Below are 17,153 nucleotides of genomic sequence, written 5' to 3' on the forward strand. Positions count from 1 at the left end.
CCCCTCGCGAGGGGCGGGCGGCCGCGGGACGGTGGGGCTCAGGCGCCGAGCAGGCGCGCCCCGAGCCACTGTGTGACCTGGGACAGCCCGACGCGCTCCTGCGCCATGGTGTCGCGCTCGCGGATCGTCACGGCCTGGTCCTCCAGGGTGTCGAAGTCGACCGTGATGCAGTACGGCGTGCCGACCTCGTCGTGGCGGCGGTACCGGCGGCCGATGGCGCCGGCGTCGTCGAACTCCACGTTCCAGTGCTTGCGCAGCTCGGCGGCCAGGTCCTTGGCCTTGGGCGAGAGCTGCTCGTTGCGCGACAGCGGGAACACCGCGGCCTTGACGGGGGCGAGCCGGTGGTCCAGGCGCAGCACGGTGCGCTTGTCGACGCCGCCCTTGGTGTTCGGCGCCTCGTCCTCGGTGTAGGCGTCGACGAGGAACGCCATGAGCGAGCGGGTCAGGCCGGCCGCGGGCTCGATGACGTAGGGCACCCAGCGCTCGCCCTTGGTCTGGTCGAAGTAGGACAGGTCGACCCCGGACTCCTTGGAGTGGGTGGTGAGGTCGTAGTCGGTGCGGTTGGCGATGCCCTCGAGCTCGCCCCACTCCGAGCCCTGGAACCCGAACCGGTACTCGATGTCGACGGTCCGCTTGGAGTAGTGCGACAGCTTCTCGGCCGCGTGCTCGTAGAAGCGCAGGTTGCCCGGGTCGATGCCCAGCCCGGTGTACCAGGACATGCGCTCGTCGAGCCAGTACTGGTGCCACTCCTCGTCGGTGCCGGGCTCGACGAAGAACTCCATCTCCATCTGCTCGAACTCGCGGGTGCGGAAGATGAAGTTGCCGGGGGTGATCTCGTTGCGGAAGCTCTTGCCGATCTGGCCGATGCCGAACGGCGGCTTCTTGCGGGCCGAGCCCATGACGTTCGCGAAGTTCACGAAGATGCCCTGGGCGGTCTCGGGGCGCAGGTAGTGCAGCCCCTCCTCGTTGTCGACCGCGCCGAGGTAGGTCTTCATGAGGCCGGAGAAGTCGCGCGGCTCGGTCCACTGGCCGCGGACGCCGGTGTCGGGGTCGGGCACGTCGGCCAGGCCGTTGACGGGCGGGTGCCCGTGCTTGGCCTCGTAGGCCTCCAGGAGGTGGTCGGCGCGGTAGCGCTTGTGCGTCTGCAGCGACTCCACCAGCGGGTCGGTGAAGACGGCGACGTGGCCGGAGGCCTCCCACACGCGGCGGGGCAGGATGACGGAGGAGTCCAGGCCGACGACGTCCTCGCGGGTGGAGACCATCGTGCGCCACCACTGGCGCTTGATGTTCTCCTTCAGCTCCACGCCGAGGGGTCCGTAGTCCCAGGCGGAGCGGGTGCCGCCGTAGATCTCCCCCGACGGGAACACGAACCCCCGCCGCTTGGCGAGGTTGATGACGGCGTCGAGGCGGGATGCGGCCACGCTGGGGTCTCCTGTCCGGCTGGGTGTCGGCGGTGCGCCCGCGCAGGGTCGGCGGACGCGGGCACGAGGTTACGCGCTGAGCGAGCACCGGCGTCGACCGGCCGCATCCGTTCGGCCCACGCCGATCGCCGGACGTAGGGTGTCCTGACCGCCCGGGCCCGTCCCGGGCCGACCTGAGGAGGAGGAGTCGTCGTGTCGGTCCCGGCCCGTCGATCCACCCGCCAGCGCTCGGCCGTCTCGGCCGCCCTCGACGAGGCCGACGCCTTCCTGTCCGCGCAGGACCTGCACGCGCGGCTGCGCGAGCGGGGCGAGAACGTGGGGCTGGCGACGGTCTACCGGGCGCTGCAGGTGCTCGCCGAGGACGGCGACGTCGACGTCCTGCGCACCGACGACGGCGGCGAGGCCGTCTACCGCCGGTGCAGCACCGGTCACCACCACCACCTGGTCTGCCGCCGGTGCGGGGCGACGGTGGAGGTCGAGGGGCCGCAGGTCGAGGCGTGGGCCCGGCGCGTGGGTTCCGAGCACGGCTTCACGGCCGTCCAGCACGTCGTGGAGGTCTTCGGCGTCTGCGCGGACTGCTCGGCGCGCGCCTGACCGCCCCGGCGGGGCTCAGCGGTCGCCCAGCCAGGGCTCGAGGCCGTCCTCCCGCGCGGTCCACCCGCGCGTCTCGGCCGGGGTGGCGAGGATCCGCGCGAAGGCGGCGCTGACGCGCTCGGCGTCGCCCTCGTCGACTCCGGTGACCACCAGCCGCGTGCGCGGCCGTTCCCCGCCCGGGGTGTCCCACTGCCCGATGGCGCCGATGCTGAGCTGCCCGCCGGCGCCGTCCCAGGCGCACGCGACGTCGGGCCGGGAGGGGACCCAGAACACGCCGCGGGCGCGCAGCCGGCCGGCCCCGACGGCCTCGATCTCGTCGAGCAGCCGCTGCGGGTGCAGCGGCGCCGGGGTGCGCAGGTCGAGGGTGAACACCCCCAGCCGGTCCCCCGCCCCGCTGGGCCGCACGGCGCGCAGGTCGCTGCGGCGCAGCGGTTCCGCCGTGGCCACCCGACGCGGGGCGAGCAGGTCGGCGGCGTCGGCGGCGAGCAGGTCGGCCACGGTGCAGCCGGGCGCGGTGACGTGGTCGAGCAGGACGGCGGAGCGCTGCGGCAGGGTCCCGTCGACCAGGACGAGGTCGGCCTCGTCGAGCTGGTGGGCCAGGACCTCCCCGACGGCCCGGTCGCCGTCGGCGAGCAGCTCGTCGCCCAGGAGGTCGTCCAGCAGCCCGGGGCCGCCGACGACCGACACGACGCCGCCGACGGTGACGAGGTCGGCGAGGTCGTCGCCGCCGTCGACGCCGTGGGCGAGGGCCTGCAGGGCGGCCAGCGGCTCGGCGGCGACGGGCAGGGCCAGCACGAGGCGGGTGAAGCGGCCGCTGCGGGCGATCGCCGCCACGGTGGGCAGGACGTCCTCGCGCAGCGCGCAGCCCAGGCAGGCGTGCTCGAGCGGGACCGTGACGTCCTCCACGACGCCGCCGAACTCGGTGACCAGGCGGTGCAGCGCGCCGGGCAGCAGGTCGTAGCGCAGCAGGGCGGTGCCGGGCTCGCCCCAGAGGGCGGCGGCGGTGGCGCTGTCGCGCAGCACGGGGTCCATCGACGTCAGGACGGTCACGGGAAGTCCCACGGAGCACTCCTTGTTGAGATTCATTCTCAGAATGCCGACCGTAGCAGACGCCTCGACGCGCCCCGACGCCCGCCACGTGCCGGGGACGAGCCGTGACCACGGGTAACGTCAGACCCCAACCACCGTCTTCGAGACAACGGGAGAAACCGTGAACCGCTCCGAACTGGTCACCGCCGTCGCCCAGCGCGCCGGTCTGACTCAGTCCGACACCGACTCCGTCCTCAACGCCTTCGGCGACGTGCTCGTCGAGGCCGTGAGCAAGGGCGAGGCCGTCAAGCTCCCCGGTCTGCTGACCGTCGAGCGCGTCGAGCGGGCCGCCCGCACCGGCCGCAACCCCCGCACGGGCGAGACCATGGAGATCGCCGCGTCCTTCGGCGCCAAGCTCACCGCCGGCTCCAAGCTCAAGGCCGCCGCGAACGGGAGCTGAGGCTCCCGCCTCCCCCCGTCCGCCCTCCGGTTTCGCATCGGAGGGCGGACGCGTCAGACTGCCCCCGCCGCTCGCCCGCGAGCGGTGCTGTGACAATGGCCACAGAGGAAGCAGTCAGCACGTGCACACGGAGTCAGCGTCGACGCCCGGGCACCCGGCAGGGAGGCGAGGCGTCGAATGAGCGCACAGACCGACGAGCAACTCCGAGGTGCGCCCGCGGCACCCGGTCCCCAGGAGGTCCCGGCCCGCGCGCAGGACGTCATGACGGTCGACGGGGTGTCCTCCGACGAGGGCCACGCGGCGCTGCGGGCCTCGGTCCGCAAGCTCGGCGAGCTCCTCGGGGAGTCCCTGACCCGCCACGAGGGCCGCGAGCTGCTCGACCTCGTCGAGCAGGTCCGCGCCCTGGCCCGCCGCCCCGACGACGGCGCCGAGCTGGCCCAGCTGCTGTCCGGCGTCGACGACGCGACCGCCATCAACCTGGCCCGCGCCTTCACCGCCTACTTCCAGCTCGCCAACGCCTCCGAGCAGCTGCACCGCGGCCTGGAGCTGTCGCGGGCCTCCACCGGCGGCGGCCTGGACGGGGCCCTGGAGCGGCTCGCCGCGGCCCTGGGGTCCGGCGACCTGGACCGCGACACCGCCCGGGAGATCCTCGGCCGCCTGCAGCTGCGCCCGGTGTTCACCGCGCACCCCACCGAGTCCAGCCGCCGCTCGGTCCTGGACCTGCTGCTGCGCATCACCACGATCGTGCAGGCCTCCGAGGACTCCTCCCAGCGGCCGCTGGACGCCCGGCGCGGCCAGCGCCGGCTCGCCGAGCTCGTCGACGAGCTGTGGCAGACCGACGAGCTGCGCGTCCTGCGCCCGCGGCCGGCCGACGAGGCCCGCTCCGCGCTGCACTACCTGCGCAACCTCACCTCCACCGTCCTGCCCGACCTGCTCGAGGACCTCGCCGTCGGCCTGGCCGACCTCGACCTCGACCTGCCCGCCGACGCCCAGCCGCTGCGCTTCGGCAACTGGGTCGGCGGTGACCGCGACGGCAACCCGAACGTCACCCCCGAGGTGACCGCCGAGGTCCTGGCCATGCAGCACGACGCGGCCCTGGACGTGCTGACCGCCGCCACCCGCGACCTCATGACCGAGCTGGCCGCCTCCACCCAGATCGTCGGGTTCTCCCCCGAGCTGCTGGCCTCCCTGGAGGCCGACGCCCAGGCCCTGCCCGAGGTGCGCGCGGCCCGCGCCCACCTCAACGGCGAGGAGCCGTACCGCTTCAAGCTGTCCTACGTCCTGGCCCGCCTCGAGGGCACCCGCGCGCGGCTGCACAGCGGCGCCGAGCACGTCGAGGGCCGCGACTACGCGAACGTCGAGCAGTTCACCGCCGAGATCCGGATGCTGCAGGACTCCCTGCGCGCCAACGAGGGCGACCTCGTCGCCGACGGGGCGGTGGCCCGGCTGCTGCGCGTGGTCCGCGCCGTCGGCTTCAGCCTGGCGACCCTGGACGTGCGCGAGGACGCCGGCAAGCACCACACCGCCCTCGCCGCGATCTACGACCGGCTCGGGGAGCTCATCACCCCGTACGCCGACCTGGACCGCACCGCCCGCACGAAGCTGCTGTCCAAGGAGCTGACCGGGCACCGCCCCCTCATCGGGGCCGCGGCGCGGACCCTGACGGGCACCCCCGCGAAGGTCGTGCAGCTGTTCTCCACGATCCGCGACTCGCTGGACCGCTACGGCGACGACGTCATCGAGACCTACATCGTCTCCATGACCAAGGGCATCGACGACCTGTTCGCCGTCGTCGTGCTGGCCCGCGAGGTGGGCCTGGTCGACCTGGCCGACACCGACGGCGCGCACGACGTCGCCCGCATCGGGTTCGCGCCGCTGTTCGAGACCGTCACGGAGCTGGAGAACGCCGAGGAGCTGCTGGAGGGGTTGCTCTCCGACCCCTCCTACCGCCGCGTGGTGGCCGCCCGCGGTGACGTGCAGGAGATCATGCTCGGCTACTCCGACTCCTCCAAGGACGCCGGGATCGCCGCCTCGCGCTGGCAGATCCACCGCGCCCAGCGCGCGCTGCGCGACGTCGCCCGCCGGCACGGGGTGACGCTGCGCCTGTTCCACGGCCGCGGCGGGTCCGTCGGGCGCGGCGGCGGCCCCACCGGCGAGGCGATCCTGGCCCAGCCGTACGGGACGCTGGACGGCCCCATCAAGGTCACCGAGCAGGGTGAGGTGATCTCCGACAAGTACGTCCAGCCGCGGCTGGCCCGGCACAACCTGGAGGTCGCCCTCTCGGCGGCGCTGGAGGCCTCCACGGTGCACCGGACCCCGCTGCAGTCCGGGGAGGTCCTCGACGGCTGGGACGAGACGATGTCCGTCGTGGCCGCCAAGGGCCAGGAGGCGTACCGGGCGCTGGTCCGCGACCCGGGCCTGGTGCCGTTCTTCCTCTCGGCCACCCCGGTCGAGGAGCTGGGCAACCTCAACATCGGGTCCCGCCCGGCGCGCCGCCCCGGCGGCACCGGCGGGCTGGAGGACCTGCGGGCCATCCCGTGGGTGTTCGGCTGGACCCAGAGCCGCATCAACGTCCCCGGCTGGTTCGGGGTGGGCTCGGGGCTGGCCGCGGCGCGCGCCGCCGGTCACGAGGACGACCTGCGCGCGATGGTCGCCGAGTGGGCGTTCTTCCGCAGCTTCATCTCCAACGTGCAGATGACCCTGGCCAAGACGGACCTGGGCATCGCCGCGCACTACGTCGAGGAGCTCGTCGCCCCCGAGTCCCGGGGCGCGTTCGAGACGATCCGCGCCGAGCACGCCCGCACGGTGGAGCAGGTGCTGTGGCTGACCGGGCAGGAGGAGCTGCTGGAGACCGCGCCGGTCCTGCGCCGGACCCTGGAGCTGCGCGACGCCTACCTCGCCCCGCTGCACGCGCTGCAGGTCTCGCTGCTGGGCCGCTCGCGGGCCAGCGGGGAGGACGTCGACCCGGCGCTGCGTCGCGCGCTGCTGCTGACGATCAACGGGATCGCCGCCGGGATGCGCAACACCGGCTGAGCCCCCGCCCGGGTCCGGGTCCTCGACCCGGACCCGGGCGGTCCTCAGGAGGAGGTGGTGGGGGTGTCGAGCGCACCGCCGTACCGCCGGTTCCGGGTCGCGTACGTCTCGATCGCCGCCCACAGCGCCCGCCGGTCCACGTCGGGCCACAGCACGTCGGAGAACACCATCTCCGCGTAGGTCGACTGCCAGGGCAGGAAACCCGACGTCCGCTGCTCGCCGGAGGAGCGCCAGAACAGGTCCACGTCGGGCATGTCGGGTTCGTCGAGGTAGCGGGCCAGGACCTTCTCGTCGACGCGGTCGGGGTTCACCTTCCCCGCCGCGACGTCCTGGGCCAGCGCGCGGGCGGCGTCGGCGATCTCGGCCCGGCCGCCGTAGTTCACGCACATCGTCAGGGTGCAGACGGTGTTGTCCCGGGTGAGTTCCTCGGCCGCCTCCAGCTCGTTGATCACGCTGCGCCACAGGCGGGGACGGCGGCCCGCCCAGCGGACGCGGACGCCCCAGGAGTTCATGACGTCGCGGCGGCGGCGGATCACGTCGCGGTTGAACCCCATGAGGAACTTGACCTCCTCGGGGCTGCGGCGCCAGTTCTCGGTGGAGAACGCGTACGCCGACACGTGCGTGACGCCGATCTCGACGGCGCCGGCGACGACGTCGAGCAGCGACGCCTCCCCCATCTTGTGACCCTCGATGCGCGACAGGCCGCGCTGGTTGGCCCAGCGGCCGTTGCCGTCCATGACGATCGCGACGTGCCGGGGGACCAGTTCCGCCGGCAGCTGCGGCGGCCGCGCGCCGGAGGGGTGCGGCGGCGGGGCGACGACCTCCCGGGGTTCGGGCAGACGGCTGGCGCGGCGGAGTCCTGGCACGGTGCCCAGGGTGCCAGGTGAGACGATGCGCCGGTGCACCCCCACGAACCCCTCCCGGTGACGGCACTGGTCCGGCACGGCCAGACCGACTGGAACCGCGACGGACGCCTGCAGGGACGCACCGACGTCCCGCTCAACGACACCGGCCGTGCGCAGGCGCTGGCCCTGGCCGCTCAGCTCGCCGGGCAGGGCTGGGCCGCGATCACGTCCTCGCCGCTGTCCCGGGCGCGCGAGACGGCGCAGATCGTCGCCGACCACCTGGGCCTGGAGCTGCTGCCCCCGCACGACGACCTGGTCGAGCGGGACTTCGGCGAGGCCGAGGGCGGCGACGCCGCGGACCTGCTGGCCCGGTACCCCGACGGCGAGCGACCGGGGCAGGAACCGTGGCCCGAGCTGACCGCCCGGGGCGCGGGGGCGCTGCGCCGGATCCGCGCCGAGCACGGCGACGTCCCGCTGGTCGTGGTCGCGCACGGCACGTTCCTGCGCGCCACGGTCGAGGGCCTGGCCGGGGTCGAGCTGCCCCGCATGGCGAACGCCTCCTCGGTCGTGGTGGAGGGCGCCGGCGACGCGTGGCGCCTGGTGCGCGAACCTCAGCAGGCGTAGGCGGCGAAGTCGTCCAGGAACGCCGGCGGCACCGGTGAGTCCAGGACCGTCTGGGTGAGCAGGACCGCGGTGGCGCCCGTCGCCGGGGTGACGTGGGCGCTGGTGCCCGTCCCGCCGACCCACCCGTAGCGGCCGGTGGCGGGGTCGACGGACCCGCCGAACCCCCAGCCGTGGCCGTCGAGGAACAGCTGCCCCTCCCCGGCCCGCTCCGGCCCGAGCTGGTCGGTCGTCATGCGCTGCAGCGACTCCGGGCTCAGCACCCGCCCGCCGCCGTGCAGCTCCCGCGCGAACGCGGCCTGGTCCCCCAGGGTGCCGACCAGGCCGCCGCCGCCGGAGGGGAAGCGCGGCGGGGCGCTCCACCGGCCGTCGACGCCGTCGAACAGCTCCAGCCCGGCGGGGGTGGCCCGGTACGCGGCGCAGAACCGGTCGCGCTGGTCGGCGCGGACGGCGAACCCGGTGTCGCGCATGCCGAGCGGGCCGGTGACCCGGTCGGCGACGACGTCGGGCAGCGGCCGCCCGGCGACCCGGGCGAGCAGGACGCCGAGCAGGTCGTAGCTGGTGCCGTAGAGGTACGTGGTGCCCGGCTGGTGGCGCAGCGGAACGGTGGCCAGCCCCGCGGTCCACTCCGGCGGCGGCGGCAGCCGGGTGATCTCCAGGCCGGTCTGCCACCGGGACAGGGCCTCGACCCACGCGCCGTCGAACCGGGACGGGAACCCCCAGCCGGTGCAGGAGACCAGGACGTCCTCGACGGTGATCGGCCGCTGCGGCGCGACGGTGTCGCGCAGGTCGGCGTCGGGGTCACGCAGGACGCGCACGTCGCGCAGCTCCGGCAGCCACCGCTCGACGGGGTCGCCGAGGCCGAGCGCGCCGTCCTGGACGAACGTCATCGCGGCGGCCGCCGTGACGGGTTTGGTGAGGGAGGCCCAGCGGAAGACGGTCGCGGGCGTCACGGGCCGCCCGGAGGCGAGGTCGGCGACCCCGGCGGCCGCGACCTCCCGGGTCCCGTCGCGCTCGAGGAGGGCGACGGCCCCCGCGACGGTCCCGGCGGCCACGTGGTGGTGCAGCAGGTCGGTCAGCACCCCCTGACGACCCGGCGGGGCCGCCGGACTCATCGCCCGGCTCAGCGGGCGGTGAGGGGTTCCGCGCGCTCGACGTGCTGCAGGGAGCGGATGCCGCGTTCGAGGTGCCACTGCAGGAACGCCGCGACCAGGCCGCTGCCCTCGCGGCGGCAGCGCTCCTCGGCCTCCTCGGCGACCGACCAGTCCCCGCTGAGCAGCGCGGCGAGCAGCGCGAGCGTGCGGGGGTCCGGGGCGGCCGACCCGGGGGGCCGGCACGAGGAGCAGACGGCTCCCCCGGCGGCGACGTTGAAGGAGCTGTGCGGGCCGGGTTCGGAGCAGCGGGCGCAGTCGGCGAAGCTCGCGGCGTACCCGGCGACCGCCAGGGACCGCAGCAGGAAGGCGTCGAGGACCAACGGACCGTCGTGCTCGCGGCGCGAGAGCGTGCGCAGCGCCCCGACGAGCAGCAGGTACTGCTGGGTGGCGTTCTCCCGCTCGACCTCGGTGAAGCGCTCGGCGGTCTCCAGGAGGGCGTGCCCGACGGTGTAGAGGCCGTAGTCGGTGGCCAGGACCTGCCCGTAGGGGGCGAGGACGTCGACCTGGGTGACGGTGTCGAGGGAGCGGCCGCGGTGCAGCTGGACGTCGACGCAGGTGAACGGTTCCAGGCGGGCCCCGAAGCGGGAGGAGGTGCGCCGCACGCCCTTGGCGACGGCGCGGACGCGGCCGTGGTGGCGGGTCAGCAGCGAGACGATGCGGTCGGCCTCGCCGAGCTTGGTGGTGCGCAGGACCACGGCCTCGTCCCGGTAGCTCTTGGCTCCCCCGATGCTCGAACCCCTCGACCGGCCAGTCACCGCTCCACCGTAGCCGCCGGCACCGACACGACCCCCCGCCCGGGCCGGCCCGGCTCAGGCGGTGACGAGCCGGTCGCGGCCGGAGCGCTGGGCCTCCAGCGCGGCCCGGTCGGCGGCGGCGACGGCCTCGGCGGCCGGGGCGGGCCCGGCCAGGCCCACCGACACGGTGACCCGCAGCCCGAGCGAGGTCTCCAGCCACGGCTCCTTGCGCACGACCTCGAGCAGCTTCTCGGCCGTCGCGCCGGCCCCGTGGCCGTCGGGGACGAGCACGACGAACTCGTCGGCGCCGTAGCGGACGACGGTGTCGTCGTCGGCGACGTTGCGCTGCACCAGGTCCGCGATGCGGCGCAGGACGGCGTCGCCGACCTCGGGCCCGTGCTCCTCGTTGACGGCGCGGAAGCGGTCGACGTCGAGCAGGACGGCGCTGAAGCGCTGGTCGGGGCGTTCGAGGAGCTGCTGCAGCCGGCGGCGGTTGCCGACCCCGGTCAGGGGGTCGACCAGGGAGGCTCGGCCGAGGCGTTCGTGCTGCTCGGCCATCGCGCGCTGCCGGATGCGGTCCTGCAGCGCCTCGAAGCGGCTCTCGCGGTCCTCCCAGAGCCGGGCCAGCGAGACCTGGGCGAGCAGTTCGAGGGCGTCGGCGGCCTCGCTGCGCCCGTCGTGCAGGACGGCGTTGCGGGCGCGGACGGCGAGCGCGGTCAGCCCCCACACGTCGAGCTGGGTGGCGGAGGAGACGCGCTGCACGGCGGTGAGCAGGTCGGCGGCGCCGGTGCGGTCGCCGGCGTCGGAGGTCGCCATGGCCAGGGCGATGCGGGCGATTTGGGTCTCGGCCAGCTCCTCGCGCAGCCGGAAGGCCTCCATGGCGGGCCGCAGGCGGCCCTGGGCGAGCTCGGTCTCGCCGGTGCGCTGCAGGACGAACGCCTCGATGGCCTCGGCGCGGGCGTGCATCTCGGGGTAGTCGGCCCGGGCGGCGAGGGTGCGCATGAGCGCGGCGCGGCTGAGGGCGACGGTGTAGTGCGGCCACGCCTCCTCGCGGCGTCCGGCGACCTCGAGCATGGAACCCCAGGACACCTGCAGGACGGCGGCTTCCTGCGCGACGTTGAGCTGGACGCGGGCGGGCGGGAAGGTGAGGGCGAGCATCTGCACCATGAGCTCGTCGGCCGGTTCGAACAGGGCGAGGGCGTTGAGGGCGAGCGCCACCGACATGGTCGCCGAGAGGTGGTCGTAGGTGCGGATGGGCTGGGCGGAGACGATGAGCTGGCCCTCGGCGAGGTGGTCCATGGCCAGGGCGGTCATGCCGAGGTCGACGCGGGACTCGGCGAGCAGGGCGAGGGCCTTGGCGCGCCAGACGGGGTCGGCGCCGGGGCCGAGGCGGCGCAGCAGCCGGCCGGCCTCCTCGCTGGCCTCGGCGGCGCGGCCGAGCTGGTGGAGGGCGACCCCGCAGATGAACTGCAGGTAGCGGGCGGTGCGCTCGTCGCCGGCGGCCTCGCAGAAGGCGAGGGCTTCGCGGCTGACGTCGATGGCGCGTTCGCCGTAGCCGTCGAGGTAGAGCTTGTGGGACCACTCGGCGAGGGCGTCGAACGGTCCGAACGGTCCGACGGCCTCGAGCTGCGTGCCCACGTCCAACCCCCTTCGTCCCGACACCCACCCCCCGCTGCGATCACAGGTGGTGACTGATCTTAACGGTCCGCACTGCACATCGGGAGGCGAGATCGGCGGGAACGCGCTCGCCCCGTGATCACGGACGGTACACCGTCCATGATCACGGGGCGAGGCCCGGTCCGGGGAGGGGTCAGCGCCGGGCGCGGTTGACCGCCGAGACGATCGCCTTCAGGGAGGCGGTGGTGATGTTGTGGTCGATCCCCACGCCCCACAGGACGCGGCCGTCGACGGCGCACTCCACGTAGGCCGCGGCCTGCGCGTCGCCACCGGCGGACAGCGCGTGCTCGGCGTAGTCCAGGACGCGCACGTCGACGCCCTGCTCCCCCAGCGCCGAGCAGAACGCCGCGATGGGGCCGTTGCCGGTGCCCTGCACGGTGCTCACCGCGCCGGCGTCCCAGAGGTCGACCTCCAGGGTGTCCGCCCCGTCCACCACGCTCACCGAGCGGGTGCCGCGCAGCGCGAACCGGCCCCACTCCGGGGTGCCCGTCGGGGAGGGCAGGTACTCGTCGGAGAACACCTCGAAGATCTGCTTCGAGGACACCTCCCCGCCCTGGGCGTCGGTGCGCTCCTGGATGACGCGGGAGAACTCGATCTGCAGGCGCCGCGGCAGGTCCAGCTGGTGCTCGGCCTTCAGCAGGTACGCGACCCCGCCCTTGCCGGACTGGGAGTTCACCCGGATCACGGCCTCGTAGGAACGGCCCACGTCCTTGGGGTCGATCGGCAGGTACGGCACCGCCCACGGGATCTCGTCGACGGTCTTCCCGGCGGCGGCGGCGTCGCGCTCCATCGCCTCCAGGCCCTTCTTGATGGCGTCCTGGTGCGAGCCGGAGAACGCGGTGAAGACGAGGTCGCCGCCGTAGGGGACGCGCTCGCCGACGGGCAGCTGGTTGCAGTGCTCGACGGTGCGCCGCACGTGGTCGATGTCGGAGAAGTCGATCTGCGGGTCGATGCCCTGGCTGAACAGGTTCATCCCCAGCGTCACCAGGTCCACGTTGCCGGTGCGCTCGCCGTTGCCGAACAGGCAGCCCTCGATGCGGTCCGCCCCGGCCAGGTAGCCCAGCTCGGCGGCCGCGACGCCGGTCCCGCGGTCGTTGTGCGGGTGCAGGGACAGGATCACGTGCTCGCGGTGGTCCAGGTGCCGCGACATCCACTCGATCGAGTCGGCGTAGACGTTCGGGGTCGCCATCTCGACGGTGGCGGGCAGGTTCACGATGACGTTGCGCTCGGCGGTCGGCTCGAACACCTCGAGGACCGCGTTGCAGATGCGGGCGGCGAACTCCAGCTCGGTGCCGGTGTACGACTCGGGGCTGTACTCGTAGTAGACGGTCGTCTCGGGGATGGTCTCCTCGAACTTCCGGCACAGCCGCGCGCCCTGCAGCGCCAGGTCGACGATGCCGTCCTCGTCGGAGCCGAAGACCACGCGCCGCTGCAGCACCGAGGTGGAGTTGTACAGGTGGACGATCGCCTGCTTCGCCCCGCGCAGCGACTCGTAGGTGCGCTCGATGAGGTGCTCGCGGGCCTGGGTCAGCACCTGGATGCGCACGTCGTCGGGGATGAGGTCGTTCTCGATCAGGGTGCGGACGAAGTCGAAGTCCGTCTGGGAGGCCGAGGGGAACCCGACCTCGATGTCCTTGTAGCCCATCTGCACCAGCAGGGTGAACATCCGCAGCTTGCGCTCGGAGTTCATCGGGTCGATGAGGGCCTGGTTACCGTCGCGCAGGTCGACCGCGCACCAGCGGGGCGCCTTCTCGATGCGCTTGGTCGGCCAGGTGCGGTCGGGCAGGTCCACGGTGATCTGCTCGTGGAACGGCAGGTACTTGTGGAACGGCATCGGGCTGGCGGTCTGGGGGTTGTCCACGTCATCTCCTCGTGAGCGGGTCGGTGTGGCGGCCGGCACGCACGACGAGGTCCCGCGACGGGGAGACCGGCCTAGCTGGCCCCGCCGCGGCGACGAAGGAGGAGGTTCTCCAGACGAGCCACGCCGCCACCGTACCCCCACCGGCGACCGGCGCGCGCGGGCGTCGGTGCGGGCGTCGGTGCGGGCGCCGGCCCGCACCGCTGGATCGCCACGTCTGCGGTCATTGTCCGCGCATGTGGACGTGTGACACACTGCCGACACCTCCTGCCGACGACGAAGGACGGGTCATGACCAGCCGGATCACGGACGTCACCACCACCCCGGTCGCCTTCCGCGACCTGCCCCTGCTCAACAACGTCGGCGTCCACGAGCCCTTCGCCCTGCGCAGCGTCGTGGAGGTCCGCACCGAGGACGGGCTCAGCGGCCTCGGGGAGAGCTACGGCGACGCCGCCCACCTCGACCGGCTGCGGGCCGCCGCGCAGCGGCTGCGCGGCGTCGACGTGTTCGACCTGCACGCGATGGGCCGCGCGGTCGCCGCCTCGTTGCCGGGGGACACCAGCGGCGGCCACGGCATGGGGTTGCAGATCACCACCTCCAACACCGCCGACCGTGTCTTCTCCCCCTTCGAGGTCGCCGCCCTGGACGTGCAGGGCAAGCTGCTGGGCCGTCCCGTGAGCGACCTGCTCGGCGGCGCGGTCCGCGACGAGGTCGCCTACAGCGCCTACGCGTTCTACAAGTGGGCCGGGCACCCGGGGCAACCCGACGACGAGTGGGGCGCGGCGCTGGACCCGGCCGGGATCGTGGCGCAGGTCCGCCGCATGGTCGACGAGTTCGGGTTCACCGCGGTCAAGCTCAAGGGCGGCGCGTTCCCGCCCGAGGAGGAGGTCGAGGCGATCCGGGCGCTGCGCGCGGAGTTCCCCGACCTGCCGCTGCGGCTGGACCCCAACGGCGCGTGGACCGTCGAGACCTCCCTGTGGGTCGCCGACCAGCTCGACGGGGTCCTGGAGTACCTGGAGGACCCGACCCCCGGCATCGAGGGCATGGCCGCGGTCGCCGCGAAGCTGGAGGGCCGGGTGCCGCTGGCGACGAACATGTGCGTCGTCGCGTTCGGGCACCTGCCCCCCGCGATCGCGGCCGACGCCGTCCAGGTCGTCCTGTCCGACCACCACTTCTGGGGCGGGCTGCGCCGCTCGCAGGACCTCGCGCGGATCTGCGAGGTGTTCGGCAAGGGGTTGTCCATGCACTCCAACTCCCACCTCGGCATCAGCCTGGCCGCCATGACGCACCTGGCCGCCGCCACCCCGAACCTCGACTACGCCTGCGACACGCACTGGCCGTGGAAACGTCCCGAGGACGACGTCGTCGTCCCGGGGGTGCTGGGTTTCACGCACGGTGCCGTAAAGGTCCCGACGACTCCCGGCCTCGGCGTGGAGCTCGACCGCGACGCCCTGGCCCGCCTGCACGAGCAGTACCTGCGCACCGACGTCCGCGAGCGCGACGACACCGGGTACATGCGCCGGTTCGACCCGCAGTTCGCCCCGCGGTCGGCGCGCTGGTGAGCGCGCTGGAGGTCCTCGTCACCGAGCCCGTCCTCGGGCGGTTCACCGACGTCCTCACCCGCGACGGCGCGAGCCCGCACCGGTGGACGTTCGGGGCCGGCCCCGAGCGCAGCCCCGACGTCCTGGTCTGCTCGGCCGCGACGCCCGCGCAGATCGCCGCGCTGCCGGACCTGAGGCTGGTGCAGGTCACCGGCGCCGGCGTCGACAAGGTCCCCGCCCTGCCCCCGGACGTGCTGCTGGCCAACACGTCCCACCACGGTCGGTCCATCGCCGAGCACGTCCTCACCGTCACGTCGGTGCTGCGCCGCGGGCTCCTCACCTCCGACCGGGAAGTGCGCGAGGGCCGGTGGCGCAACGCCGTCGTCACCGACGGGTTCCCCTTCGGCCGGCTGTGGGCCGGGGCCCGGGTGGGGATCGTGGGGTTCGGCGGGATCGGCCGCGAGGTCGCCCGCCTCGCCCTGGCCGTGGGGATGAGCGTCCGCGCCGTCCGCCGCGACCCGCACGCCCCGCGACCGGACGACCTGCGCGCGGTCCGGGTCGAGGGGGACGACGCCCTGCACGACCTGCTGGCCGGTTCCGACGTCGTCGTCGTGACCGTCCCGCTGGACGAGAGCACCCGCGGCCTGGTCGGTGCGGCCGAACTGGCCGCCATGCCCGGCGACGCCGTGCTGGTCAACGTCGCCCGCGGGCCCGTCGTCGACGAGCAGGCCCTGCACGACGCGCTGCGCGACGGCACCATCGGCGGCGCCGCGATCGACGTGTGGTGGCGCGACCCGCGCGACCGCGACGCTCCCCCGCCCTCGCACCTGGACTTCACCGGTTTCGGCAACGTCGTCCTCACCCCCCACCAGTCCGGGCACACCGAGGAGACGTTCCGCGCCCGCGCGCAGGACGTCACCGACAACGTCGACGCCCTCGCCGCGGGCCGGCCGCTGCGGAACCTGGTCGTCCGCTGAGCCTCGGGGACCGTGCCACCATGAGGCGGTGTCGAAGTACGTCGCGCTGCCCAAGGTCGAGCTCCACCTGCACGCCGAGGGGACGCTGGAACCCGAGCTCGCGTTCGCCCTCGCCGCCCGCAACGGGGTGAGCCTGCCGTTCGCCACCGAGGAGGACCTGCGGGCGGCCTACGACTTCACCGACCTGCAGTCGTTCCTCGACCTCTACTACGCCACGACGGCCGTGCTGCGCACCCGCGCCGACTTCCACGACCTGCTCTGGGCCTACCTGGAACGCTCTGCGGCGCAGGGGTTGCAGCACGTCGAGGTGTTCTTCGACCCGCAGGCCCACACCACCCGTGGCGTCGCGTTCACCGACGTCGTCGACGGCCTGCACGACGCCCTGGAGCGGGCGCGGACGGAACTCGGGATCACCGGCGGGCTCATCCTGTGCTTCCTGCGCGACCGGCCCGTCGCCGAGGCCGCGCAGACCCTGAAGGCGGCCCGCGAGCGGCTCGACGTGCTGCTCGGGGTGGGCCTGGACTCCGCCGAGGTCGGTTTCCCGCCCGGCCCGTTCGCCGGCGTCTTCGCCCGCGCCGCCGAGCTGGGCCTGCGGCGGGTCGCGCACGCCGGCGAGGAGGCCCCCGCGTCGTCGGTCACCGAGGCGCTGGACGCCCTCGGCGTCGAACGCATCGACCACGGGGTGCGGTCCCTGGACGACCCGGGGCTGGTCGCGCGGCTGGTGCGCGAGGAGGTCCCGCTGACGGTGTGCCCGCTGTCGAACCTGCGGCTGCGCGTCGTCGACGACCTCGCCACCCACCCGCTGCCGGCGATGCTCGCCGCGGGCCTGAAGGTCAGCCTGCACTCCGACGACCCCGCCTACTTCGGCGGGTACGTGGGCGACACGTTCGACGCCGTGGACGGCGCCGGGCACCTGGACGACGAGACCGCCGCGCTGCTGGCCCGCAACGCCGTCGACGGCTCGTTCGCGAGCGAGCAGCGCAAGGCGGAGCTGCGGGCCGGGATCGAGGAGTGGCTGGCGGCGCGCGGCTGAGGTCGTGCGCTCGGGCGGTCCAGGAGGCAGCTCGCACCGCTCACCGGCCAGCCCGCTCCCACGGGTCGTCCGCCTCGTCGGCACCCCAGGCCTCGCGGGTGTCCTGCTCCCACCGCTCACGCTCCTCCCGGCTCAGCAGAGGGAGGCCGGCGAACACCTGCTTCGTGTCCGTGGCG

The 17,153-nt window shown here is 74.1% G+C and carries 14 protein-coding genes; 7 read left to right on the plus strand and 7 right to left on the minus strand.

The features are described 5' to 3' along the window. Nucleotides 1-38 precede the first annotated feature (38 nt). The gene (locus tag ACRYM6_RS02060) at nucleotides 39-1,421 is read right to left on the minus strand and encodes a glycine--tRNA ligase (RefSeq protein ID WP_432540788.1); all 1,383 of its coding nucleotides are present in this window, start codon (nucleotides 1,419-1,421) and stop codon (nucleotides 39-41) included. Between the two features lie 192 nt (nucleotides 1,422-1,613). On the opposite strand from ACRYM6_RS02060, the gene ACRYM6_RS02065 reads away from it, so the two are divergent. Continuing rightward, complete coding sequence (locus ACRYM6_RS02065) at nucleotides 1,614-2,015, plus strand: Fur family transcriptional regulator (protein WP_432540790.1); 402 nt, start codon at nucleotides 1,614-1,616, stop codon at nucleotides 2,013-2,015. Nucleotides 2,016-2,030: 15 nt separating this feature from the next. Here ACRYM6_RS02065 and ACRYM6_RS02070 read toward each other — a convergent pair whose 3' ends face one another. Further along, entirely contained in the window at nucleotides 2,031-3,077 is a 1,047-nt protein-coding gene (locus tag ACRYM6_RS02070; protein ID WP_432540791.1) for a GTP-binding protein, read from the minus strand. A 148-nt stretch (nucleotides 3,078-3,225) separates the two neighbouring features. On the opposite strand from ACRYM6_RS02070, the gene ACRYM6_RS02075 reads away from it, so the two are divergent. Together ACRYM6_RS02075 and ppc are read left to right on the plus strand one after the other, a co-directional pair. Continuing rightward, nucleotides 3,226-3,504: an HU family DNA-binding protein gene (locus tag ACRYM6_RS02075; protein ID WP_432514097.1), complete on the plus strand. Its 279-nt coding sequence runs from the start codon at nucleotides 3,226-3,228 to the stop codon at nucleotides 3,502-3,504. Between the two features lie 177 nt (nucleotides 3,505-3,681). Continuing rightward, entirely contained in the window at nucleotides 3,682-6,537 is a 2,856-nt protein-coding gene (gene ppc, locus ACRYM6_RS02080) for a phosphoenolpyruvate carboxylase (RefSeq protein ID WP_432540793.1), read from the plus strand. A 44-nt stretch (nucleotides 6,538-6,581) separates the two neighbouring features. Here the strand turns inward: ppc and ACRYM6_RS02085 are convergent, their stop codons facing one another. Then, nucleotides 6,582-7,403, minus strand: a complete 822-nt coding sequence (locus ACRYM6_RS02085) for an isoprenyl transferase (RefSeq protein ID WP_432540795.1) — start codon at nucleotides 7,401-7,403, stop codon at nucleotides 6,582-6,584. 57 nt (nucleotides 7,404-7,460) lie between these two features. Here ACRYM6_RS02085 and ACRYM6_RS02090 point away from each other — a divergent pair, with 57 nt between their 5' ends. After that, nucleotides 7,461-8,006, plus strand: coding sequence for a histidine phosphatase family protein (locus ACRYM6_RS02090; protein ID WP_432540796.1), 546 nt, complete (start codon nucleotides 7,461-7,463; stop codon nucleotides 8,004-8,006). On the opposite strand, the gene ACRYM6_RS02095 is transcribed toward ACRYM6_RS02090, so the two are convergent. From ACRYM6_RS02095 to leuA, 4 genes are all read right to left on the minus strand, one after another. Further along, nucleotides 7,994-9,085, minus strand: a complete 1,092-nt coding sequence (locus ACRYM6_RS02095) for a serine hydrolase domain-containing protein (protein ID WP_432540797.1) — start codon at nucleotides 9,083-9,085, stop codon at nucleotides 7,994-7,996. The two genes, ACRYM6_RS02090 and ACRYM6_RS02095, sit on opposite strands and share 13 nt — an antisense overlap. A 41-nt stretch (nucleotides 9,086-9,126) precedes the next feature. After that, on the minus strand, nucleotides 9,127-9,912 hold the full coding sequence (gene recO, locus ACRYM6_RS02100; protein ID WP_432540798.1) for a DNA repair protein RecO: 786 nt from the start codon (nucleotides 9,910-9,912) through the stop codon (nucleotides 9,127-9,129). Between the two features lie 54 nt (nucleotides 9,913-9,966). Continuing rightward, complete coding sequence (locus ACRYM6_RS02105; protein ID WP_432540799.1) at nucleotides 9,967-11,529, minus strand: GGDEF domain-containing protein; 1,563 nt, start codon at nucleotides 11,527-11,529, stop codon at nucleotides 9,967-9,969. A 172-nt stretch (nucleotides 11,530-11,701) separates the two neighbouring features. Continuing rightward, a complete protein-coding gene (gene leuA, locus ACRYM6_RS02110) occupies nucleotides 11,702-13,402 on the minus strand; it encodes a 2-isopropylmalate synthase (protein ID WP_432541003.1) in 1,701 nt (566 codons plus the stop codon). Between the two features lie 314 nt (nucleotides 13,403-13,716). Between leuA and ACRYM6_RS02115 the strand changes: the two genes are divergently transcribed. From ACRYM6_RS02115 to ACRYM6_RS02125, 3 genes are read left to right on the plus strand one after another with little or no spacing between them, the layout of a single operon-like run. Next, the gene (locus ACRYM6_RS02115; protein ID WP_432540801.1) at nucleotides 13,717-14,988 is read left to right on the plus strand and encodes a glucarate dehydratase family protein; all 1,272 of its coding nucleotides are present in this window, start codon (nucleotides 13,717-13,719) and stop codon (nucleotides 14,986-14,988) included. Continuing rightward, on the plus strand, nucleotides 14,985-15,944 hold the full coding sequence (locus ACRYM6_RS02120; protein ID WP_432540802.1) for a 2-hydroxyacid dehydrogenase: 960 nt from the start codon (nucleotides 14,985-14,987) through the stop codon (nucleotides 15,942-15,944). Before ACRYM6_RS02115 ends, ACRYM6_RS02120 begins: the two co-directional genes overlap by 4 nt. Before the next feature lie 28 nt (nucleotides 15,945-15,972). Continuing rightward, the gene (locus ACRYM6_RS02125) at nucleotides 15,973-16,977 is read left to right on the plus strand and encodes an adenosine deaminase (protein WP_432540804.1); all 1,005 of its coding nucleotides are present in this window, start codon (nucleotides 15,973-15,975) and stop codon (nucleotides 16,975-16,977) included. Nucleotides 16,978-17,153 lie beyond the last annotated feature (176 nt).

This window comes from Kineococcus rugosus, assembly GCF_050871975.1.
Classification (GTDB): domain Bacteria; phylum Actinomycetota; class Actinomycetes; order Actinomycetales; family Kineococcaceae; genus Kineococcus.

Bases quoted from the DNA above. Each gene is read 5' to 3' on its own strand.
- ppc (WP_432540793.1), top strand. From the start codon at position 3,682: ATGAGCGCACAGACCGACGAGCAACTCCGAGGTGCGCCCGCGGCACCC.
- leuA (WP_432541003.1), bottom strand. From the start codon at position 13,402: ATGCCGTTCCACAAGTACCTGCCGTTCCACGAGCAGATCACCGTGGAC.
- ACRYM6_RS02115 (WP_432540801.1), top strand. From the start codon at position 13,717: ATGACCAGCCGGATCACGGACGTCACCACCACCCCGGTCGCCTTCCGC.